We start from the raw sequence: 23,097 nt of genomic DNA on the forward strand, positions 1-23,097 counted from the left end.
ATGCACACCGACGCTATCTCATGGTCCAACGGATGCCTCCATCTCACTCTGCAGGTTGGTCAGACAGGACCGGTCAGCATCGCCTACCTCCACCCCAGTGAAGCCACGTCGAAGCCGTTGCAATCCGGTCCGGCGTTAGTCGAGATCCTCAGCGTGCAGGAGGGGAGGGCCAGAACCAGCCAGCGGTATGCTGAGTCGGCTATTGGAGGCCGCCTCCGTTACGCCGGCCACCGGACGGGGCTGGACGGCATCTGGCACACCCTGACCGTGCTGCAGCGGGACGCCGATACAGGTCTGGAAGCGGAAGCCACCATCCGCGCGGCCCAGGGAACCAGCACCTTCCAGGCGGTGACCACGGTCCGGAACAACGGCAACGAACCCCTCCTGCTGCAGGCCGTCACCTCCCTGGCCCTGCCACTTCTGGCCGGCCACGAGCCGGCTGACGCCACTGGCCTGACATTGGCCTCCGCAACGTCCCAATGGCTGGGCGAAAACCAGTGGACGCTGGAACCGCTCAGAAACTCCCTTCCGGACCTGAACTTGGGCCTCCATGCCCAAGACCAGCGAGGACACGTGCTTCGAGCCTCCACGTCCTCCTGGTCAACCGGCGGACCGTTGCCCACTGCCGCCGTCGTCGACACGGACAGCAACCTGTGCTGGATGTGGCAGGTTGAACACAACGGCGGTTGGGCATGGGAACTAAGCGAGACCGGCAGCACCGTCAACCTTGCCCTTCTGGGACCCACCGACGACCAGCACCACTGGGTCCACCGGCTTGAGCCCGGCCAGGAATTCACCACCGTTCCAGCCGCCCTGGCAGTCAGCACCGGCGGCCTGTACGGCGGCCTTGCGGAAATGACAGCGCACCGCCGCGCCCTTCGCCCTGCCCCCGGGCCGGAGCGGCCGCCGGTGATCTACAACGACTTCATGAACACGCTTATGGGAGACCCGAGTACCGACAAACTCCTTCCGCTGGTGAAAGCCGCAGCCGATGTCGGTGCGGACGTTTTCTGCATCGACGCCGGCTGGTACGACGACACGAGTGACTGGTGGGATGCGGTGGGGGAGTGGCAACCCTCAGCGGGCCGATTCCCCCGGGGGTTGTCCGAGGTTACCGACACGATCCGCGCCCACGGAATGGGCGTCGGGCTGTGGCTCGAGCCCGAAGTTATCGGAGTACGCAGCCCCCTGGCCACCTCACTGCCAGACGGAGCCTTCCTCCAGCGGCACGGCGTCCGGTTAGTGGAACACGGCAGGTACCACTTGGACTTCCGCCATCCCGCCGCGACCTCGCACCTGGACAACACCGTGGACAGGCTCGTTGGGGAGTTCAACTGCGTCTACTTCAAGCTCGACTACAACATCACCGCTGGGTCAGGATCCGACGTCGTCGCAAGCTCCCCAGGTGCCGGACTGCTCGGGCACAACCGCGCCTACCTCGACTGGATTGACGGCGTGAAAACGCGCCATCCCCACCTGACGATCGAGAACTGCGCGTCCGGGGCAATGCGTCAGGACTATGCTCTGCTCTCCCGCCTGGACCTGCAGTCCACCTCCGACCAGCAGGACCCGCTGCTGTACCCTCCGATCGCCGCCAACGCCTTCTTCAGTGTCCTGCCCGAGCAGGCAGCGAACTGGGCCTATCCCCAGCCGGAGATGACCGACGAAGAGATCCGGTTCACCCTGTCAACCGCCATGCTGGGCCGGATGTGCCTGTCCGGTTATTTGGACAGGATGAGCGCGAGCCAATTGGTGTTGGTCAGTGAGGCGTTAGCTGCCCACAAGGAGATGCTTCCGGAAATCTGCACTTCAACCGCGTTCCACCCGTCCGGGATACCCAACTGGGACGCCGAATGGCTTTCGACCGGACTCCATGCTCCGCACCGGGATCTGGTTACTGTCTGGAAACGGGCCGGCACGGAAAGCCAGACAGTCCTGCACCTGCCGCGCTGGGCCGGGCAGGAGATCTCCCTTGAGTGGCTGGGGGCCACACCCTCCTTCACCACCAAGTGGGATGCCTCCGGGTACCTGATCCTCGACGCCCTCCCAGGGCAGGTACTGGCAGGCACATTCGCCGTAGCGGGGTCGTAAGGGGCGGCAGCCCCCAGCCAGTATCTCCGCAGCCGTACTGATTTCGGCCTACACCAGAGAGAAAGAAAAGATGTACAGACTGCAAAACACAGTCCGGGACTACGCCTGGGGATCGCACACACTCATGGCCCACTATCTAGGACGCTCCCCGTCCAAAACGCCGGAGGCGGAACTCTGGCTCGGCGCACACCCCGGAGCGCCCTCGATAGCTGAAAACGGTACCACCAAGATCCGACTCGACGAGTTGATTGCCGCTAACCCCGGACACGCCCTGGGCGATCGCAGCCGCGCCGCCTTCGGAGACAAGCTGCCCTTCTTGCTGAAGGTTCTCGCTGCCGGATCGCCCCTGTCACTGCAGGTGCACCCGACCCAGGACCAGGCAGCGTCAGGTTATGCTGCCGAAGAGGCGTCGGGTGTTCCCCGCAGTGCCCCCACACGGAATTACAAGGACTTCAACCACAAGCCCGAGATGATCCTGGCACTGACTGAGTTCGCTGCCCTGTGCGGCTTCCGCCCGGCTGCGCAGTCCTCGGCGGTGTTCGGATCCATCGTGTCGTCCTTCAAAGCGGCCGGTGCCAAAACCCCGGGCGTCTTGGATGAAGTGCGCTGCAATCTCTCGGGCAGTAACGAGTCAGCTGCTATCCGGACCGCCTTCTCCCGACTGATCCGCGGCGGCTCTGATGTTTCCCACACGGTTCATATTGTCGCCGAGCTGCTTCGCGAACGTATTCCGGAAGGCCCGCATGCCGTCGAGTTCGAAACCGCTCTGGCCCTGAACGATGCGTACCCCGGGGATCCAGGGGTCCTTATTTCGCTCATGCTCAACAAGGTCACACTGCATCCAGGTGAAGCCGTGTTCCTGCCCGCCGGAAACATCCACGCTTACCTGCATGGCCTCGGCATCGAGGTGATGGCATCATCGGACAACGTCCTGCGTGGGGGACTGACGTCAAAACACATCGATGTCGAAGAACTGATGAGCACGGTGGAATTCAAACCCCTGCCGGTTCCAAGGATCAACGCATCCGCACCGAGCCGCGGCCGACAGGTCTGGGAGCCACCGTTCGACGAGTTTCAGCTGCAGCGCCTTGAAACCCGGCCCGGCGAAGGGATCCAACTCCCCGCAGGGGCACCGGCAATAGTGTTGGCGGTGGCCGGCGCAGGAGTCCTTAGTTCGCGAAACACAGCCCTGGACCTGCTTCGCGGCGACAGTGCGTTCATATCCGCGGACGAAGGCCCGGCGATGCTTCAGGCCGTCGGGCCCGAAGCAGTCGTTGCCTTCGTCGCGACCATCGCCGCCAACCCGGCGTCACCGGTACGTTCGGGGCAGCCATGACCGAAACATTAATCGGCCTGGACATTGGTGGCACTAAGACCCACGGCGTACGGTTCGAAGACGGCATGCCCGTGCAGAACACGATCACCGGCAGCGCCAACGTCCAGAACGTCAGCCGGGAAGCCGCCAGCGCATACCTCGCAGAACTGTTTACCCACATCGGGTACGGAGATGTCAGGCAGGTGTACGTCGGCGCGGGCGGAATCGATACCGACGACGACGCGGCAGCCCTCACAGCGCTGATAGCCGCCTTCGCCCCCCGCGCCGACATCACCATCGTCCACGACTCCCGGCTGCTGCTGGCAGCCGGCAGGGTCAGCACCGGAGCCGCAGTCATCGCAGGGACTGGCTCAGCCGTATGGGGCCGCAACGCGCTCGGCGAGGAGTCCCGGGCAGGGGGCTGGGGGTATCTGCTAGGGGATGAAGGAAGCGGATACTGGCTCGGCCGCGAGGCGGTCCGTCATAGCCTGGCCAGGATGAACCAAGGCCATGAGCCCGACCTGCTGACCCGCGAACTCCTGGCAGCATGCGATGTGGACCATCCCAACCGGCTCATCGCCCTATTCCACTCCGCCGGCTCCGGCCGCCGGTATTGGGCGCATCATGCCCGAGTCGTCGTGGACGCCGCCGAAGCAGGCCACCACCCCAGCCAGATGATGCTGGACCAGGCGGGCCAAGACCTCGCCGGCATGACGGTGCAAACGCTGACACGGCTCGGCATTGCCGGGCCCGTGGTACTGGGCGGAGGACTCGGCACGCATGCCCGGCGTCTTCAAGCAGCCTTCCGCGAAGGACTCGCCAGGGAGGGGATCACGGACGTTCGCATCGTCGACCAAGACCCCGTCTTCGGCGTTATCCAGCTCGCGGCAGAACATCAGGCAGACCTGTCCTAGAAGACAGGCCGCCATTCCTATCCCTTACAACACCGGCCGCACAGACGCGGCTATTGGAGGCAAGTAATGCAGCCCGTCCACACACCAATCTTGAACACCTTCCCGGTCACGCCCTCGTCAGGGACGCTTTCCCCGCTGCCCCTGTCAGCGGTTTCCCTGGCAGGCGGCTTCTGGGGGGAGCGCCAGGAGCTCAACCGGTCCGCGATCATCCCGCACGCAGTCTCCTGGGTCACACGGCTCGACTGGTTGGGCAATTTGGAGAAGGCCGCCGATGGGGGCAAGTACGAGCACCGCGGCCGCGAGTTCGCCGATTCGGAGATCTACAAGCTCATCGAAGCCATGTCGTGGGAGCACGCCCGCTCCGGTGACACGGAACTCGATGAGGTCCTGGACGCGTTCATCGACAAACTGGCAGCGGCACAGGATCCCGACGGCTACCTGCACACGCTCTTTGGCAGGCCCTGGCAGCAACCTCGCTACTCCGACTTCAAATGGGGCCACGAACTGTACTGCTTCGGCCACCTGATTCAGGCAGCCGTTGCCAACCACCGCGCCACAGGATCAACGAGGCTGCTGGGCGTCGCCCGGAAACTCGCCGACCATGTCTGCACCATGTTCGGCCCCGACGGGCTGGACAAAGTGTGCGGCCACGCCGAGATCGAAGTGGGGCTCGTGGAGCTCTACCGTGTCACCGACGACCGCCGCTACCTGGACCAGGCGAGTGTCTTCATCGAACGCCGCGGCACCGGCACCTTGCCCCTGTTCGAGTTCGGCAAAGCATACTGGCAGGACGACATCCCCGTCCGCGCCGCAACCGTACTGCGCGGCCACGCCGTCCGGGCCCTCTACCTGGCGGCCGGAGCCGTGGACGTCGCCGTCGAAACCGGTGACACCGAACTGCTGGAGGCTTTGAAACTCCAATGGCAGAACACGGTTGCCCGACGGACCTACATCACCGGCGGCATGGGCTCCCACCACATGGACGAAGCCTACGGCGAGGACTTCGTCCTGCCGCCTGACCGTTCCTACTGTGAAACCTGCGCCGGTGTTGCATCTATGATGTTCAGTTGGCGCCTGCTGCTGGCGACCGGCGACGCCAAATACGCCGACCTCATGGAGCGCACCCTCTACAACATCGTCGCCACTTCCCCCTCCGCTGACGGGAAGTCGTTCTTCTACGCCAACACCCTCCACCAGCGCACCACCGCCGGGGAGGCCCCGCTCAATGAAGACGGCGTGTGCATCCGCGGCGGTTCCAGCGGCCGGGAATCATGGTTCGAAGTCTCCTGCTGCCCGCCCAACGTGGCAAGGACCCTGGCCAGCCTCGGTGCGTACGTCGCAACCACCGACGCCACCGGCGTTCAGATCCACCAGTACGCGACATCGCACATCCGGGCCGAGCTGGAGGCCGGTGTCTTGGCCCTTGAAGTGGAGACGGACTATCCGGCCAGCGGCCGGATCAAAATCACGGTGACGGACGCCCCGCCGGTACCGGCCGCCGTCTCGATCCGGGTGCCGGCATGGGCCCAAGGGGCGACGCTTGACTCCGGCCTAGGGCCACGGCCCGTCGAGCCAGGAACAGCCACTGCTGCCCAGACCTTCCAACCGGGCCAGCAGATCATCCTTGAACTGCCGATGGAACCTCGATTCTCATGGCCCGATAACCGGATTGACGCCGTCCGCGGCTGCGTAGCTGTAGAACGCGGCCCAGAGGTCCTCGCCCTGGAATCCATCGATCTTCCAGCAGGCTGGGACCTGGACGACGCCAGAATAGACACAGGGGCCGGCCTGACCGAACGGGACGGCGCCGCCACCGCAACGCTTAGGCAGTTGCAGCGCACCCCCACCGGACGGAACTGGCCCTTCACCCCCACAGCCAAGGACGCCGCCGCCGACGGCTCCCCGCACGCGGAAGTTTCCCTGGTGCCCTACCACTCCTGGGCAGAACGAGGCAGCTCCACCATGCGGATCTGGATCCCGGCCCTTACCCCCGCCACCGAACTCACTTAAACAGGCACCAATGTCTCTTGCATTACTTCAGTAAGCCTTTTAGGCTTCTGATATCGATTTCAGGCATTCTAAGCCTCCGAGACCCCTCAGGGCTCCAGCAAATCCAGCTCGTCTAAACAAAGGCGTTTACCATGTCCAACATCAATCTGAGCGCACCGCCGGATGCCAACCGCACCGGCCCTCCCGCCCAGCGTCCCGGCGACAGCACAGAGCAACGCAATGCCAGTTCATCTGTCAGGCCCAAGCGTTCGATCCGATCCCGGTTTCATACGGACTGGCCCCTGTTGCTCCTCGCGGCGCCGGGTATCGTCCTGATCCTGGCGTTCCACTACGTTCCCCTGCTCGGGAACGTCATCGCCTTCAAGGACTACCAGCCCTTTATCGGGATCTGGGAGAGCCCGTGGGTGGGGCTTGAGAACTTCAAGGTTCTGTTCAACGGGGACGCGGCGTTCATGCGGGCCCTCGGCAATACTCTCGTCATCCTGGTTCTCCAGGTGGTGCTTGTCTTTCCCGCTCCCATTGCGCTGGCACTGCTCCTTAACAGCCTGATGTCCAACGGGATCAAGCAATGGGTCCAGAGCATCCTCTACCTGCCGCATTTCATGTCCTGGGTCATTGTGGTGGCAATCTTCCAGCAGATGCTCGGCGGCGGAGGCCTGCTGAACGCGATGCTCCGCTCGGCTGACCTCGCCACGGTCTCCATCATCGGCAACCCAGACCTGTTCAAGGCCTTGATTACCTCGCAGGTGATCTGGAAGGACACGGGATGGGCCACCATCCTGTTCCTTGCGGCCCTGGCCGGAATTGACCAGTCACTGCACGAAGCTGCGGCCGTCGACGGGGCTTCGCCCTGGCGCCGGATCTGGCACGTTACCCTTCCAGGTCTGCGTGGCCTGATCATCCTGCTGCTGATCCTCCGGCTGGGCGATGCGCTGACGGTGGGCTTCGAACAGATCATCCTCCAGCAGCAGCATGCCGGACTGGAAGTCTCCGAAGTGCTGGACACGTACGTCTTCAATAACGGCGTGATCGGCGGGGCCTGGGGTGTCAGCACCGCCGTCGGGCTGGTCAAGGGCGTGGTTGGCCTGGCCCTGGTCCTGGGCGCCAACAAACTTGCCCACATGTTTGGAGAAAGGGGCGTGTACCAGTCATGACCAATTCCGTACTCAAGAAGTCCAACCGGCACAATGCAGTTCAGAGCCAACGGCGAAGCTCGCCCCGGGCACGACGCCTGGCAGGGAACGAACGTCCCCTGTGGATGGGCAGGCCGAGTCCGGCGGTCCAGACACTTAAGGCAGTTGTCCTGACGGTCGCCTGTGTCCTGGTGATCATGCCCTTCGTCGCAGTGATTTCAACGAGCCTCTCCGATGAGGAGACGGTGCGCCAGGCCGGCGGCTTCGTCCTGTGGACCACCGAACCTACGTTCGCCGCGTACCAGCAGATCTTCTCCGGCGGTGTGGTGACGCGCTCGGTGCTGGTCAGCACCGGTGTCACAGTGGTGGGTACGCTGATCAGCATTGTGACCACGGTTGCCCTGGCGTATGGCCTCGCCAGGCCCAAGACACTCGGTGCAAAGCCGCTGTTGATGACGGTCCTTTTCACCCTCCTGTTCGCGCCCGGACTGATTCCCTCCTACTTGATGGTGAAGGAACTGGGTCTGATTGATTCATACTGGGCGCTGATCCTCCCGGTCTGCGTCAACGCGTTCAACGTCATCGTGGTGCGGTCCTTCTTTATGGACATTCCGCAGGAACTCATCGACAGCGCACGGATCGACGGGGCCACGGAATTCACCATCCTTAACCGGATCATCCTTCCCCTGTCCCGGGCAGTGATCGCCGTCGTGGCGCTTTTCTACGCGGTCGGCTATTGGAATGCGTTCTTCAACGCGGTCCTCTACCTCAACGACAACGCGAAATGGCCGCTCCAGCTGGTCCTGCGAACGTTTGTGGTGCAGGGCCAGACTTACCAGCAATCCCTCGACGGTTCCATACCTCCGCCGCAGGCAGCGCTGCAGATGGCAATCCTGGTGGTTTCCATCGTGCCGATCCTGATTGTTTACCCGTTCCTGCAGAAACACTTCGCAAAGGGCATGCTCACCGGCGCCGTCAAGGGCTGAGCATCAGCAGCATCGCCTGGAAAAAACCGATTTTCAAAGGAGAAAAAGACATGACCGATTTCAAACCATCCCGCCGCGGATTCCTCAGCGCGGCCGTCCTGCTCGGCGGGGCAGCCGGAACCGGGCTTCTGTCCGGCTGCGGCGGTGGCGGCGCCACCAGCAGTTCCGGCGCCAACACCAAAGTCATCCTTCCGTCGTACATTCCCTCTTCGCTCGTCGAGGCGGACTTGCCCGGCAAAGGCGCGGCCATCCAGCCAGGCTTTTTCAATTACCCGCTCGGTGACCTGAAAAAGACCGTGGAGAAAGCGCCGGGCAACGGCAGCAGCCTGAGCTTCCTCACGCTGACGTTCGGGGCCGTGGGCACCCAGAAAGCGGAAAACAAGTACTGGCAGTTCATGAACAAAGAACTGAACGCCGACCTCGACGTGCAGACCACACTGGCGGATTCGTACCTCCAGAAGGTGCAGACCGTCATCGCAGGGGGCCAGGTGCCCAACATGGTCACGTTCGGCATCAACTATCCGATCCCGCAAACCCCTGCCCTCCTGAAGTCCAAATTCACCGACATCACCAGCCACGTGTCCGGCGACGCGATCAAGGACTACCCCAACCTGGCCAACATCCCTACCGAAGCGTGGCAGGCGACGGTCTTCAATGGCGGCATCTACGGTGTTCCCTGCCCGCGGCCCACCGGCGGGGCTCCCATCCTTGCCTACACTGACAGCTTCGATGCTGCCGGTATCACGTCCGAGCCTGGAAGTCTCGAGGAACTCCGCGAGGCCCTCAAAACGGTAACTGACCCCGGTAAGTCGCTCTGGGGCGTCTCGAATCCCTTCTCCGCGGCCTACTACGGTCGGCTTGGCAACGGATCGCCGAACAACTGGCGTGAAGACGGCGGCAAATTCACCCACGAAATCGAAACAGAGGAATTCGAGGCGGCGCTGGCGTGGGCCCAACAGGTCAAGCAGGACGGCTCTATTCACCCTGACGGCATCACCGTCGAAGACGGCAACCGGCTCTTCGCCGCCAGGAACGTGGCCACCACCCTCGGAAGCGCCACCGGCTGGCCGGGCGTGTACGCAGCCGCCGTGAAAGCAGGCGCCAAGATCGCACCCTGGGTGGCACCAGCTGCAGCAGGTAAGAAGGCAGTCCTCCATGCCGGCAGCCCTTACGGTTTCTTCACCGCTTTCGCCAAGACCGAGGACGCCGAGCGCATCAAGGAGATGCTCCGGATCGCCAATTACATTGCCGCACCCTTCGGCAGCCAGGAACACCTCAACGTCACCTACGGCGTCAAGGACCTCCACTGGGCAGACAAGAACGGTGTCATCACCCCCACCGATCTAGCCAAGACCGAAAAGGGCATCAGCTTCAGCTACCTCAGCAATGCACCCCTTCCCCAGTTCAACCCTGGCTTCGAGGACGGCACCAAGCTGATCCACGACTTCCAGGCCAAGACCGAGCCCATGCTGAGCAAGGATCCTACCCAAGTTCTGTTCTCCGACACCTGGAGCAACAAGAAAGCTCAGTTGAACACCCTGGTCACCACGGCGATCAACGATGTAGTGCTTGGCCGCAAGCCCGTTTCAGCCATTAAATCCGAAGTGGTTCCGGCCTGGAAGGCTGCCGGCGGAGACCAGGCGCGTAAGGAATTCGAAGATGCTTTAGCCGCCAGCTAAGCGCAGCAAGGAAATAATTCAAGAATCACACCATCCATCCTTCCCGAGAGGACCCCATGTCATCCGCTACTGGCCCGAGCACGGAAGCCCCGCGCCCGGACCGCGCCGACAGTAACTGGCTCGACTTTGTTGATTTCGGCGACGAAGTCTCCGAAGCTGGCCATGCATTCACCAGCGAAGCGAGCATCGTTATCACCAGCGGGAAAGAGGCAGGGTTCCGGGGGCTTCCTGACGGAGCGGACAACATAGTCGTCGGCAATCCAGGTGAGAGTGGCAGGATCACCCTGCCACTCTCACCGGCGGCTACCAGGCTCGCCGATCTGCGGTTCACCATGGCCGTGGACCCGCTCCTGCAGAACTATCTGACCGTGAAGTTCTGGGGCGGGGATTCGTCGCCGTACAAAACCCTGGTGCTGGTGAACGGGGAACAGGCAACGTACCGGAACGTCGGCGACTACGAACCGATCAACGTTGGGACGCGGGGTGGGCTGCCGGGCAGGTTCTTCCACTCAACCGCGGCGCTGCCCTTTTCATCAACCATGGGACAGCGCAATGTCGAAATCACGCTCAGGACCTACGTGCTGTCCTATCGGACCCTGGCAGGGCAAACCGGTTTCGAAAAGGCCACTGACGTGTCGCGCCGCTTTTTTTCCGCCGGTACGCATACATCGGCAGCGTTGCCGCCATCAACCCTGATGGCGCAAACGGCGCCCGCAGCAGAAGGCGCCGGGCTGTTGGCTGCCTCGAAACCGGAACGCGCGACTGCCGAGGAGGAGGCAGCGATGATCGCAGACTTCCGCCAATGGCAGGTGGACCATTTCAGGGCATTGGAATCCCGTGCTGATGCGGGGGAACCGATGCCAATCAGCAGATACGACGACGATCTGCGCTTTTACGCCGAATCGCTCCTGATGGACTGGTCGCCCGCCGCAACGACCGAGCACAAGCGCAACGGCCTCCGGCGTATCTTCGAAACCATCGATCACTACACGCGCGAGTACTACGGAAACGTGCTGCTCCTGGGCACCGGGGGACACCAGTCCGATTGGGGCGGCTACTACGCGGCCCTGGGCGAGGCACTGTACATCCTCGAAAACCTCATAGCCGACCAGGAAGTTTGCGGGCCGGATGAGTTTTCGTCCTTCCTGGACGAACCTTTCACCACAGGCAGCATGCAAAGCACAACATCGCTCGCGGATGCCGGCTGGGACGGCCGCCCGCTGACACGCAGGTCCGCCTGGGAACGGGTACTGAAAGCCAATTTCGATTTCGCCCGGTCCCGGCTCAGCTACATCTACAACCAGGTGATGTACACCTATGAGGGTGCCTGGAAGGCGCATGAGGGCCTGCGCGTCATCGGGTCCCCGTTTTATCAGGGACGGGGCCGCAGCCACCGGATCGTCCGGGAGTTCCTGGGCATCGAACCGTTCCTTGGCGAGGAGGTGCTCCTGGCCCCCGATGGCGCTGGGCTGGATGTCCATCATTCACTCTTCCACCATGATGGCAACGCCGAATACACGGACGACTATATCCAGGTGATCATGAAAGGCCTCGCGATCAGCAAGCTCGACGCCGATGGCAACCAGGTCCGCCGGATGCCCTACGGTCCGCACTACTACGGCCTGACGATCGCCGGTTTGGTCAGGGAAAACGGCTATGTCGGCGTGTACGGGGAAGCAACAAACTACTTTCCGTGCTGGTTCTTCCGCACGCTCGGCCACGTTGGTGATGAAGGACTAAATGACGACATCCTCAAAGTGGCCTTGAAAAACCTTCACGCCCGCGGCTTCACCCGCTACCAGGGCAGGACCGCGGACGGCCGCCGCACCATGTTCATGGAGCAGGTGGTTGATGACCGCAACAGCGATTATCCGGGCCGCCCGGCCTATGGAACCGACGAGGAGTCCGGCGCCGCTCTCCGGTACGCCTCGCTGGAAGAATTCATGGCCCGCAATCCCGAGCGCTACTCCGGCGACGATTGGGCGGACTACCGCGAATACGCGAGGGAAGCCACCGGCTACGCACAGCAGCAGCTGCTGGATGGGCAGTTCTTCGGCTCCTTCCACCGACGTTGGACCGACCGCAAGCTCAAATATGACCTGCGGATCCTGGAGACCTTTAACTATGTGACCGGCGGCAGGGCGGCAGTCCTCGGGGCCGCCGGTGCGGGCCGTGTCCTGCCCCACTCTCATCTGAGCATGCTGACGGCAGAAGAACAGCAAAAACTGGGCATGGCCCCGGGCTGGGACAACACCACCTTCGCCTGGGTGGACATCGACAACCTGCTGGTCTCAGCCCGCGACGGCGACACTCACGTTTTCGCGAACCTCCTCCAACGGAACACGGGCCTGTCCGGCGCCAGCCGTGCCCACATCCAGTACAACGGAACGGAACAGCTGCTCCAGTTCCAGGCCGACGCCGAAACACCCCACAGCTACGTGACCATCCGGGGCGCCACCCGGGAGGAATACCGGCAAAAAGCCTGCGACGAAGTCATCGAGGGCCGCCCCTTCGCGCTGACAGGAGAACTCCTGCCTGTCACCGCGCACCCGGGCGTCGGCGAAATCCAGCGCGACAACTTCATTGAAGACAATCCTTACTCTGCCTACCCGGAGCTCGTAACAGCGCACCTGGGTGAATACTTCATTGCCATCAACACCACCAGGACCGACTACGGAAACCGGCGCACCTTCACCGTCAACCTCCCGCCCCGAAACGGGGACGGCCCCGTCCTCGACCTGATCACTGGATTGTGGCTACCAACACCCGACCACCAGCTGACACTGCAGCCGCTGACCGCCGTCGTACTCAAAACGGGTGAAGAGCGAGGTGATCGTCCAGCGGCTCCCGGCCGCATCCCCGCCCTCATCGCCACCCCCGCGGCGGGGAAGATCGGCCTGAGCTGGAAACCCGTAGCTGGTGCCAACGGTTACACCGTTTACCGGAAAGTGGGAGCGAATGGGCCGGAGATTGTGGCCAACGACGTTGCGGGCACTGCCACGATTATCTGCGTAGGCCACGACGAGGCAGCCTACACAGTCGCCGCCACCAGTCCGCACGGATCGGGGCCCGCATCCCGGCCGGTGCGGGCAGCCACTCTGCCAGGCAGTGACGGACCGAGACTGGCGCCCGCTCTCATCGGGTCCGCAGCCGACGCCGCAGTATTCTCCTCAGCAGGCACCTACAGGTTCACAGAAGTCACGGCCGGAGGATTTGCCGGCGGCGATGATGCGAACCTTTACCTCCGCGGACAGCGCGACAGTCTCGCAGCAGCAACAGACCTGGCCGACGGGTCGGTCCAGCTCACGGCCCGTGTTGCAAGCGCCTCGGCCACGGCCGGAATCTTGTTGCGGGAGAACCTCACAGACCACGCGCGCTACATCTTCTTTGGATCAAACGACGAAGGCTGCCTGGTGCTGCGCACCCGAAGCCTGGACAGCCGGGAAGACTACGGTGCAGGAAATCCCGGCGATGACGCCGGGGGCGGAAGGACGCGGAGCCCCTCCGTCCGAAGCCTCGGAGACCTGCGGCTCGAGGCTTGGCCCTGGCTTCGACTGCAGCGGGACGCCGTAGGGCACCGCGTCACCGCACTGGTCTCCGCGGACGGCGAGCGGTGGCAACGAGCGGCCCAGGACATCCTTCCGATGCCGGAAGTAGTCCACGCCGGCGCCTGCACCACCAGCGATGCCCTGTTTGAAAACCTCGACGTCATAAGCCTCGAACCGGATATCCCTGTGCTCACCGCCGCATCTTCCGGGACAAGCGTGGAGCTTGCCTGGACAAAACCATCTGCGGTGACCTGCTTCGACTTATACGGCGTCAAGGGGGGGACAGCCTGTCTTCTCGCCCAAGACCTCTACCAGACGACGCATGTCCTGCCCGCGTCCCAATTCCAACGCTTCAAAGTTATCGGAAAGGGACCTGACGGCCCTTCTGTAACCAGCGGAGAGGTATCACTGTAGGACCCGTTTGGGCGGATCCGGGCTTGTCCGGATCTGGATAAACGGAAAGCCGGGGGGCTCTTATGCCACCCCCCGGCCTTTTGTTTGCTTTCATTTCGCTATAGGAGGCTGAGGCGACTGCTGCGTCGCCTCAGCCAACCTCTATACGTCTTCCATATCAGTGTGATTTCAGGAGGACCAGTGCCTGATGGGCGCTGACACTCACTGCGTTTCCGCTGGTTGAGCCGTTCTCCGACGGCGTGACGGCAGTCCACTGACCGGTAATGTTGAGCTCGGCTTGCGCGGCGGCGTCACCGCTGTTGAGGACGATCAGCGCACGGTCCCCGTTCTGAGCGACAAGCTCGAACGCTTTCAAGGTAGCCGAACCGGTGGCGTGTTCGATCGTTTCCAGTGGCTTTTCAGCATTGGCCCGCGGACGGAGAAGAACGGTGTGGTCCGTCCCGGCCGGCTGGCCAAGCTGCAGCCACTGCTGGTTCTCCTGAGGCCAGTCACCGGATACCCGACCCTTGTCGAGAGCGATTGAGGGCTGTGCCGCCCCAAGCAGGTGAACATCCAGGTCCACGCCCTGATATCCGTGGGCCGTGAGCAAACCAGGGGTCTGGTCGATCGAGGTGGTGAGGGTGTGGAGGTTGAACCGGCTCGGAGCGGCCGACTTGATACGGTCCCAGACAAGGTAAGCGCTGAACGCTCCCTTGAGTTGGATCATGTTGCGCTGGTAATCAGCGGCCCCGGGCGTTGCTCCACCGGTCTGGACCAGGTCCACTTTGTCCGAGTTGTAGCGGACAGGCGTATCAACCTTGGGTGCTGTTCCCTGCCACGTTCCGTTCGTTGCCTGGAACTGGACCACATTGTGCGCCGCGGCGCTGTTGAACCAGACGTTGTCACCGTTGAAGTAGCCACCGGTCCCGGCGTCCAGTGCGAGGGGGACTGACTTACCCCACAGGGAGAAGCCGGAACGGTCGTCGTGGTTATGACCCAGCGGCCGCGGCGTGTTGGACATGATCAGGTAGTTTTCGTCGGCTGTTCCCACCTTGTCGCGCAGGATGTCATAGCCCACGCTCGCTACTGCCGAAGATGTCAGGTGCGGGTCCTTGGATGGTAGGGCAGAATCCGTGTTCAGGAGCGGCGGGAGTGCCCACGGGTTGGCACCGGTATCGGCGATCGGCGAACCCGCCCGTTGCCAGGTCCACTGCATTTCGGCCGAGAGTTCGGGGTCAGAGTCCCGGTAGAGGGCTGCGTTCCATCCCAGAATCCGGTAGGGCTTTTCGTTGTAGTTGGCGTCTCCGATGGCCGGCATTAGAACCGTTCCAGGCGCCGTTGTGTTGGTCGAGTCCACGGGAGTCTGGATGTCCACCAGGAAGGAAAACATCTTCTTCAGCTTGGGATCGTTGACCAGGTCTGCGCCGCCGGCCCGCTTAAGCGCCTGGACAAAGGGGACCAACCTTACCAGCGGTGCTGCGTGGTATCGGACGGTCTCGGGAAAGGCGCCGTCATCGCCGACGACGGTATCGAGTGTCCAGTCAACCTCACCGTGAGCGTGCCCTCGGTAAGCCGTAGAGGATGTCAGGTTCGGCAGGGCCATGCTGACAAGCCCAACGCCGATTGCTCGGTCAAGGTTCCAGTTCGAAATGCGTCCGGCTTCGGTAGAGCGGTTGTAATACGTCTGGTTCATCTGGGTGTCCTGCATCCAGCCGAGCCGATCCGTGAGCCATGCGCGGTCGGTGACGCTGAGGGATTTAGATGCCATGACGAGGTCCAGGGCTTGGGCGAACCCTCCCATGGCGCGGCCGAAGTGCACTGCGCCGTAGCCGTCCTCGCCGTTAGGCCTGCCGCCGGCCGTCAGGGTGTAGGTCATTCCCCAGATGGACTCACCGATGAGGTACTTGAGCCCCAGGATGGCCTTCTGGGCTGCTTCTTCGTTGCCCGTGACGAGGTAAACGTTGGCGCTGGCCTGGGTGGCTTCGAAGAGGGGGGAATCCCAACGTGTATGCGTGTCCCAGTTGTAGGCGGGCGCCTTGTAAACTGCCCCGACCGGCGTGCCGGCGTCATCGGTATAGGAAACAGTCCATGTCAGGCCGCTGCCTTCGATGAGTCCCCGCTGGCTGATAGTGGCGCCCAGCGAATAGCGGGCGCCAGCCGTTGCCGGCAGGTCCTGGTTGAAAGTCACGGTGGCTTTGTCTGCAGGGGAGGCGCCCGTGTACTTAAGGGAAGCAGCACCTGCAGTGGCCCATTCCGTGGTCTTAGCGACTTGGGCGCCTGCTGTGCCTACGGTTGCTGTCCATGGGCTGGCGGTGGAGCCGAACCCTTCAAAGCTGTTATCTGCAATTGCCAGTGGCTGGCCGTTGGTCAGTGATGTGAGCGTGACTGCGTCCACCATGGTGGATCCCTTGCCGGCAATTTCGGCCGAGAGGCGCATCTTGGTGGCGCCCGCTGGGACGGTGTAGATATTGCTTTGTGACCTGTGCGGGTTCACAAGATAGGCGGGGTCGTTGAGCTGCTCCAGGGTCCACTTTTGTGAGAGGGCGGCCTGACGCTGGTATTCGTCGCCGACGACACCGTTTTTGACCCGCTCCCTCAGTGCCTGGATATCCGTCTTCCCAAGGAGGAGTGATGGACGGGCGATGCCGTTGGCATCGATCGTGGGGTCGATCACGGTGCTCCGGATGAGGGAGAGGTCGTCAAACCAGGCTTGGCCCTTGCCTGCGAGGCGGACGAAGGCCTTGGCCTCGGTTGCTGCCGGGGGAGGGAAGCCTTGTAGACCGCTGGCATGCCATCCGGTCACTCCGCTGGCGGGTTCGGTGAGCTCTTCACCGAGTATGCGTCCGTTGGCGTCGAGATATTTCAGTCCCGTAGTGGCAGCGCCGCCGGCCAGGTCGGTCTTCAATGCTGCCGAGAAGTTGTAACCGGCAAGCCGTTCAACCGGAATCGGATCGGACTCCAGAACCGATTGATCGCCGTCGGACTTGTTGGTAATGCTCAGGGAGTTTTGGCCGGTGTTAGCCGTGCCTGAGTCCGTTCCCGCCGCGTTGCCGGCGGAGACACCTGAAACCGTTTCTTGCCGTGCAATGGTGACGTCGTCGAACCAAGCCGTGCCGCCGTTGTAGAGCCGGTAGTCGATGCGGACCGAAACCGCAGCGGCCGGGGCTGTCAGCACTGACTCGACATAGGTCCAGTCAGAGGTGGTAACAGTGTTCTTGATGACCTGGTCCCCGCCGACCGTCTGGCCGCTGGCGTTACGGAAGATCACGAGGGGCCGGATGTCGCCCGCTGCAGCGTTTTGCCCTCTGACCCAGAACCCGAACTTGTAGATTCCCGGAGTCACCGGCACATAGTTGACTTGCTGCCAGTCGCCGATGCCTCCAGGGACACCGTCGATACGCAGGGATTTAGTGCCGGTATGTGCGACGGCAGTGTCCCAGACCATCGTGGCCTTGGCGTCCGCGTAATTGAACGTTTTCCAGTTCTCGGGCGACGTGGTTCCTGATTCGGCCGACGGGTTGGGAACAGCGACCTCATTCCACTGGACCGATGCCGGACTCCAACCTGCAAGCCCCGCAGGCCCCGACGGAGCCACCGTCTCGGCACCACCGTTCGGGATAAGTTCTCGCTGCTGGCGAACATCCGGGGAGACATCGTCAACGTCAACGGCACCAGCGCCCGCGACGTGTAGCGAGACCTGGACGCTTTTCGCATTTTCCGGGGTGACAGCGGACAGGCTCACTTCGGACCAGGCACCGGCCTTCAGGCCGGCCGGCGCAGAGACCTGCTTGCCCACTTCGGTGCCCTTGGCATCCGTGAAGCGGACCTGCAACTCGACCTTCGGAGAGCCCTGTACCTGCCGCACAATCCCCCGGTAATAGACCACATTTGTGGTCCTCTCCAGTTTCACCGCAGGCGACATGAGGGCAGTTGACTCCGTCTCAGAGGCCGAGGTGATTCTGGCGCCGGAGGCTCCAGTTCGTGCCGACGCCTTATCGGTCAGAACCGTTCCCGGCCCGGCCTTGGCCCAACCGGAGTGCAGTGCAGGCTGGGATGCATCCTCGAATGTGCCCCCTGGAATCTCGAAGCCACTGGAAGTATCAGTCGACGGCGCCTGGGGCACTGCCGCAAGTGCGCCCACCGCAGTAGATGGCGCAATGAGTAAGGACAGCACCAGTGCGGCGCCTACTGGGCGGCAAAAAGCTGGGTCTTTCAAAGGTGAACCCCTTCGTTCGAATATGTCTCGAGAAGTGCCCAGAGCCCAGAACAACCGGCCTGTCATCCGTTGGGCATGACGTGGATCACTGATATCGATATCACAGTAGGTTATGGCAAGCAACTTAGGCAAGGGGTTGTTTTTTCGGTGCCCTAACTGCTGTCACTGGTCGGCACCCAAACCCCTGGCTGGTTGTTCGCGTCCGAGGACCGGCGTCGGGCCCTTGACAGCCAGCCTCTGCGTGCGTCTGCTGAAGGGCTGGCACTTCGATGGCCGTGGTCCTAGCGGGCGGGAGCAAAGCTCGAGTCTCCGGACTCCGGCGAAAGGCTCCCGATCGCGAAAGAGGCCTTCCGGGGGGGGGGTCCACAAGCATCCAAAATGCCCGGAAGCTAGACCTTTGCATCGTTTGTGTGCAATCTAATGAAAATGCTTGACGAGATTGTGCAAATATTGCACACTTGTTGCAAGAGCGTTTCATGAACCACACCCGGAGGCCCCTATGACAGCGTCCCTCACTGACGTCGCCACCCTCGCCGGCGTCTCACTCGCCACTGCATCCCGAGCATTCAAGGAGCCCGGCCGGTTGGCATCTGAGACCCTCCAGCGCGTCATGGCCGCGGCTTCGGAACTCGGCTATGACGTTCCTGTGTCCAACGGGAGCCGCACGTTCGGTGTGGTGGTTCCTGATACGTCGAACGCTGTTTTTGCAGCCCTCATCAAGTCCATTCAGAACCAGGCCTGGTATGGCCGGCACCGGATGATGCTTGCCGACACGGATGAGGACACCGGTCGTGAACAGGAAATCCTGGCCCGGATGGCGCGGGAGGTGGACGGAATCGTCCTGTGCTCTCCGCGGCTGTCTCCCGAGCTGATCCGGCAGGCCGCGGGGTCGTCGCCGCTGGTGATCATTAATGGCGAGGCCGAGGACACCCCCCGAATCCTGATGGACGCCGACGAAGGCCTTCGTCAGGCAGTGGAGCATCTGCACGCCTTGGGGCACAGAAAAGTCGCATACGTCCCGGGGCCGGTGTCGTCCTGGGCCAATCTCCGGCGGAGTGACCTTATCTCACGTTTCTGTGCCGAGCGCGGCATTGAATTGGTGGCCGTGGGGAACCAATCGGCCACAGTCCTCGGGGGCCTGGCCGCGGCAGCTTCCGTTGTCTCCAGCGGAGCAACCGCAGTCGTCGCTTACAACGACCTTGTGGCGCTGGGCGTCCAGTCCGGAGCACGAGCCCTCGGGAAGCACTGCCCGGAGGATCTGAGCGTCATCGGCATCGATGATCTCGATGTCGCCGCCGCTGCCGAACCGGGTCTGACATCGGTCCGGGTCGACATCGCTCGAAGCGGTTCCCTCGGCCTGGAGATGCTCCTTGAGCAAATCATCGGCAAGCCACAGACGAACGAGACCATCCACCTCAGATCCCAACTGGTGGTCCGACACTCCACATCCCTGGCCCCCGTCGCCGCCAAAGTATAAGTCTTTTCCCACACATCGAAGTAGTCTCAACGAAGAGAAAGTGAGCTCTCTCATGCTCAAAAACCTGAAGATCACCGCCGTTGCCGGTGCCGCCGTTATCGCGCTTCTTGCCTCCGGCTGTGCAGGCGGCGGCGCAACGGCCCAACCGAGCAGCTTCCCGGCCGGCTCCACCATGGCGAAGATCGCAGAGGCCGGCAAGATCAAGATTGGCGCCTCGCCGAACCAGCCCGGCCTGAGCGAACTCAACCTGCAAAAAAAATGGCAGGGCTTCAACATCGATCTGGCCGAGTACCTGGTGGAACCGATGGGTATCGGTAAGGATGACATCGAATGGGTTGACACCACGGCCGCAAACCGCATCCCGTTCATTGAGCAGGGCAAGATCGACATCTTCGCCACCGCCTTGGCCATCACCCCGGAACGGGCAAAGACCATCGCCCTCGCCGGGCCCTACCTTGAAACCAAGCCCCAGCTGATCCTGCAGAAGGGCAAGGCCGCGGGCCTGAAGACCTTGGAGGACATCCCCAAGGGCACCAAGATCTGCGTACTCCAGGGCAGCCAGGGACAGCCGCGCGTCAGCGCGTCAATTCCCCAGGCTGAGATTTCCGAGTTCAACGTGCTCACCAACTGCATCCGGGCACTTGAGCAGGGCTCCGTGGACGCCGTCGATTCCACAGCCCCGCTCTTGGCAGGCTTCGTGCAGGAAAAGCCGGACGTCTTCGAGTTCGCACCCATGACGTACGGCGACGGTGAACGCTGGGGCATCGGAATGGCCAAGGATCGCACGGATATGTGCACATTCTTCAACGAACGTCTGGCACAGGCCTTCGCCGACGGCACGGTCACCAAGTTCTGGGAAGCCCGCATGGGTAAGTCCGGGCTGGCCGCTCCGACCGCCCCCAAGGAAATGTCCACCTGCTGAGTATGCGTCATGACTCATACCCAGAAACCCATGAGGCCGGCACGGCCAACACCACAAATCTCGACGCGAAAGGAGGCGCACACGAATGAACGCCATTGTTGAAAACCTGGACGTCTTCTGGAACGGCTTCCTGGCCACCCTCGGCTTGGTCGCACTGGCGGGAATCATGTCAGCGGCCGCAGGCGTGCTCCTGGCTTCATTCTCGATTTCGCCGGTTCCACTCCTGAGGCGTATTAGCAGCGTCTATGTGGCGCTCATGCGGAACATTCCGGCCGCCGCCCACCTGTTCTTTACCATCTTCATCCTGCCGCTGCTGGGGCTGAAGTTCGATTTTTTCACTCTGGCCCTCATAGGCATCACCATCTATTTCGCGGCCTACTACTGCGAGGCGATCCGGGCCGGCATCAATGCAATCGGTGCCGGCCAGTTTGAAGCCGCCCGTGCCATGGGCCTCAAGAAGGCCCAGACCTTTCGGCTGATCGTGCTGCCCCAGGGCATGCGCAACTCCGTACCGCCACTGATTAACACGACCATCGCGCTGGTCAAGGTCACCGCGATCGCTGGCGTGTACGGCGTGACCGAACTCTTCGGCGCCATGCTCCAACTGATCAACACCAACGACTCCGCGGTCATAGTCCTCATGCTGTTCACCGCCGTCCTCTACTCAGCAATCACAATTCCGGCTGCGCTGGCCGCCGCCGCACTAGAGCGAAGGGTGGTGTTCAGTTCCTGATGGCTGTCACAATTTACGATGCTCCCGGTCCGCTCGAACAGCGACGGATCCGCATCTGGACAATCGGATTGTCCATCCCTGTTCTCGGCCTCGTTGTCCTGGCCCTGACTACACTCGGCGGCCAAGGCCTCCTGGACGGTAACCACTGGGCCATACTCGGCGAGCCCGATCTGCTGCTGGCACTGATGACGGGTGTGGGAGCCACCCTGCAGGTCGCAGTCGTATCCGTGGCCCTGTCACTGATATTTGGCCTGCTCCTGGCGCTGGGCCGCATGTCCGCACGGCGCTGGATCAGCGTTCCTTCCCGCATCTGGATCGAAGCCCTCCGGGGTCTTCCCGAACTGCTCCTCGTCTTCTTCATCTACCTGGGCGTCCCGGCCATAACGGGCGCCAGCATCAGCACCTTCTGGGCGCTGGTGATCGGCTTGGTCCTTTACGAGAGCGCGTCAATGGCAGAGGCCTTCCGCGCAGGCTTCCTCGCGCTGCCCCGGGGACAGTCGGAAGCAGCCCACGCGCTGGGCCTCAGGGGCTTCCAGACGTTGCGTTTCGTCCTGCTCCCGCAGGTAATCCGGCAAATCCTGCCGACACTGATCAGCGAAATGGTCCGCGTCACCAAGGCCTCCTCGCTCGGTTTCGTGGTCGGCTACACCGACCTGCTGCTGACCGGCGAGCAAGCGATCGAATTCCTTGGCGGAGAGTACGCCGTGCCGATCTTCACGGCCATGGCAGCCCTCTACGTCATCATCTGCCTTCTGCTCACCAAGCTCTCGCACGTCCTGAGCGCCCGCCTGACGCCTACACGGACGCCTGGCGGCGGGGGCAAGGGGCCCAGGGCGCCCATCCCAGTATCGACGATGGTGGCCGGTCCGGCCAAGCCCACCAGCACCGGACATATCGCCACCGATCCCACCCTAGACCTACGTGAGGTATGACTTTGCGAAACGAAACCATGATCTCCATCCGCGATGTCCAGAAGTGGTTTGGCAGCTATCAGGCCCTCCGCGACATCACCCTTGACGTCAAGACCGGTGAAGTGGTGGTGATCCTCGGGCCCTCCGGTTCCGGCAAATCCACACTCTGCCGCACCATCAACCGGCTCGAAACCATCGACGAAGGCACCATCAGGATCGACGGCCAGGAACTGCCCAACGAAAGCGGTCCCCTTGCACAGCTTCGCTCCGAAGTGGGCATGGTCTTCCAGCAGTTCAACCTCTTCGCCCACATGACGGTTCTGGAAAACGTCATGCTCGCACCCGTTCAGGTACGCAAGCAAAAGCCGGAAGCCGCAAAGAAGCGCGCCATGGAACTCCTCGAGCGGGTCGGCGTCGAAGCACAGGCGCACAAACGTCCCGCGCAGCTCTCCGGCGGACAGCAGCAGCGCGTCGCCATTGCCCGGGCACTGGCCATGGACCCGAAAGTCCTGCTGTTCGACGAACCGACATCCGCACTGGACCCCGAGATGATCAAGGAAGTCCTCGACGTCATCGTCGAACTCACCAAGGGCGGCATGACCATGGTGGTCGTCACCCACGAAATGGGCTTCGCCCAAACCGCTGCCGACAGGATTATCTTCATGGCCGAAGGCCGCATCGTCGAGGAGAACACCCCCGAGCAGTTCTTCACCGAAGCCAAGTCCGAACGCGCCCGGGACTTCCTCAGCAAGGTCCTGTAACCGACCCC

At 62.6% G+C, this 23,097-nt stretch carries 14 protein-coding genes; 13 read left to right on the forward strand and 1 reads right to left on the reverse strand.

All coding sequences use genetic code 11. The annotated features are described in order from the left end of the window. From ACP7AX_RS06375 to ACP7AX_RS06410, 8 genes are all read left to right on the forward strand, one after another. Positions 1–2,091 (forward strand): glycoside hydrolase family 36 protein, encoded by a 2,091-nt coding sequence (locus ACP7AX_RS06375; protein WP_426225799.1) that lies wholly within the window; start codon positions 1–3, stop codon positions 2,089–2,091. 70 nt (positions 2,092–2,161) lie between these two features. Next, positions 2,162–3,427 (forward strand): mannose-6-phosphate isomerase, class I, encoded by a 1,266-nt coding sequence (gene manA, locus ACP7AX_RS06380; protein WP_426225800.1) that lies wholly within the window; start codon positions 2,162–2,164, stop codon positions 3,425–3,427. Beyond that, on the forward strand, positions 3,424–4,320 hold the full coding sequence (locus ACP7AX_RS06385) for an N-acetylglucosamine kinase (protein ID WP_426225801.1): 897 nt from the start codon (positions 3,424–3,426) through the stop codon (positions 4,318–4,320). Before manA ends, ACP7AX_RS06385 begins: the two co-directional genes overlap by 4 nt. Before the next feature lie 90 nt (positions 4,321–4,410). Then, the gene (locus ACP7AX_RS06390; protein WP_426225802.1) at positions 4,411–6,330 is read left to right on the forward strand and encodes a glycoside hydrolase family 127 protein; all 1,920 of its coding nucleotides are present in this window, start codon (positions 4,411–4,413) and stop codon (positions 6,328–6,330) included. Between the two features lie 131 nt (positions 6,331–6,461). Next, on the forward strand, positions 6,462–7,484 hold the full coding sequence (locus ACP7AX_RS06395) for an ABC transporter permease (RefSeq protein WP_426225803.1): 1,023 nt from the start codon (positions 6,462–6,464) through the stop codon (positions 7,482–7,484). Beyond that, positions 7,481–8,449, forward strand: coding sequence for a carbohydrate ABC transporter permease (locus ACP7AX_RS06400; protein WP_426225804.1), 969 nt, complete (start codon positions 7,481–7,483; stop codon positions 8,447–8,449). Before ACP7AX_RS06395 ends, ACP7AX_RS06400 begins: the two co-directional genes overlap by 4 nt. Before the next feature lie 50 nt (positions 8,450–8,499). Then, positions 8,500–10,128, forward strand: coding sequence for a hypothetical protein (locus tag ACP7AX_RS06405; protein WP_426225805.1), 1,629 nt, complete (start codon positions 8,500–8,502; stop codon positions 10,126–10,128). 56 nt (positions 10,129–10,184) lie between these two features. Beyond that, positions 10,185–14,090: a hypothetical protein gene (locus ACP7AX_RS06410; protein WP_426225806.1), complete on the forward strand. Its 3,906-nt coding sequence runs from the start codon at positions 10,185–10,187 to the stop codon at positions 14,088–14,090. A gap of 157 nt (positions 14,091–14,247) precedes the next feature. Here the strand turns inward: ACP7AX_RS06410 and ACP7AX_RS06415 are convergent, their stop codons facing one another. After that, complete coding sequence (locus ACP7AX_RS06415; RefSeq protein WP_426225807.1) at positions 14,248–17,955, reverse strand: heparinase II/III domain-containing protein; 3,708 nt, start codon at positions 17,953–17,955, stop codon at positions 14,248–14,250. Positions 17,956–18,784: 829 nt separating this feature from the next. Here ACP7AX_RS06415 and ACP7AX_RS06420 point away from each other — a divergent pair. From ACP7AX_RS06420 to ACP7AX_RS06440, 5 genes are all read left to right on the forward strand, one after another. Beyond that, positions 18,785–19,762 (forward strand): LacI family DNA-binding transcriptional regulator, encoded by a 978-nt coding sequence (locus ACP7AX_RS06420; protein ID WP_426225808.1) that lies wholly within the window; start codon positions 18,785–18,787, stop codon positions 19,760–19,762. Positions 19,763–19,802: 40 nt separating this feature from the next. After that, positions 19,803–20,684 (forward strand): transporter substrate-binding domain-containing protein, encoded by an 882-nt coding sequence (locus ACP7AX_RS06425; RefSeq protein ID WP_426225809.1) that lies wholly within the window; start codon positions 19,803–19,805, stop codon positions 20,682–20,684. Positions 20,685–20,769: 85 nt separating this feature from the next. Beyond that, positions 20,770–21,417, forward strand: a complete 648-nt coding sequence (locus ACP7AX_RS06430; protein WP_426225810.1) for an amino acid ABC transporter permease — start codon at positions 20,770–20,772, stop codon at positions 21,415–21,417. Further along, entirely contained in the window at positions 21,417–22,349 is a 933-nt protein-coding gene (locus ACP7AX_RS06435) for an amino acid ABC transporter permease (protein ID WP_426225811.1), read from the forward strand. The genes ACP7AX_RS06430 and ACP7AX_RS06435 overlap by 1 nt, the downstream gene beginning before the upstream one ends. Further along, positions 22,346–23,089 (forward strand): amino acid ABC transporter ATP-binding protein, encoded by a 744-nt coding sequence (locus tag ACP7AX_RS06440; RefSeq protein ID WP_426225812.1) that lies wholly within the window; start codon positions 22,346–22,348, stop codon positions 23,087–23,089. Before ACP7AX_RS06435 ends, ACP7AX_RS06440 begins: the two co-directional genes overlap by 4 nt. Positions 23,090–23,097: the final 8 nt, after the last annotated feature.

It is taken from the genome of Pseudarthrobacter sp. DSP2-3-2b1 (genome assembly GCF_049895945.1).
GTDB lineage: Bacteria > Actinomycetota > Actinomycetes > Actinomycetales > Micrococcaceae > Arthrobacter.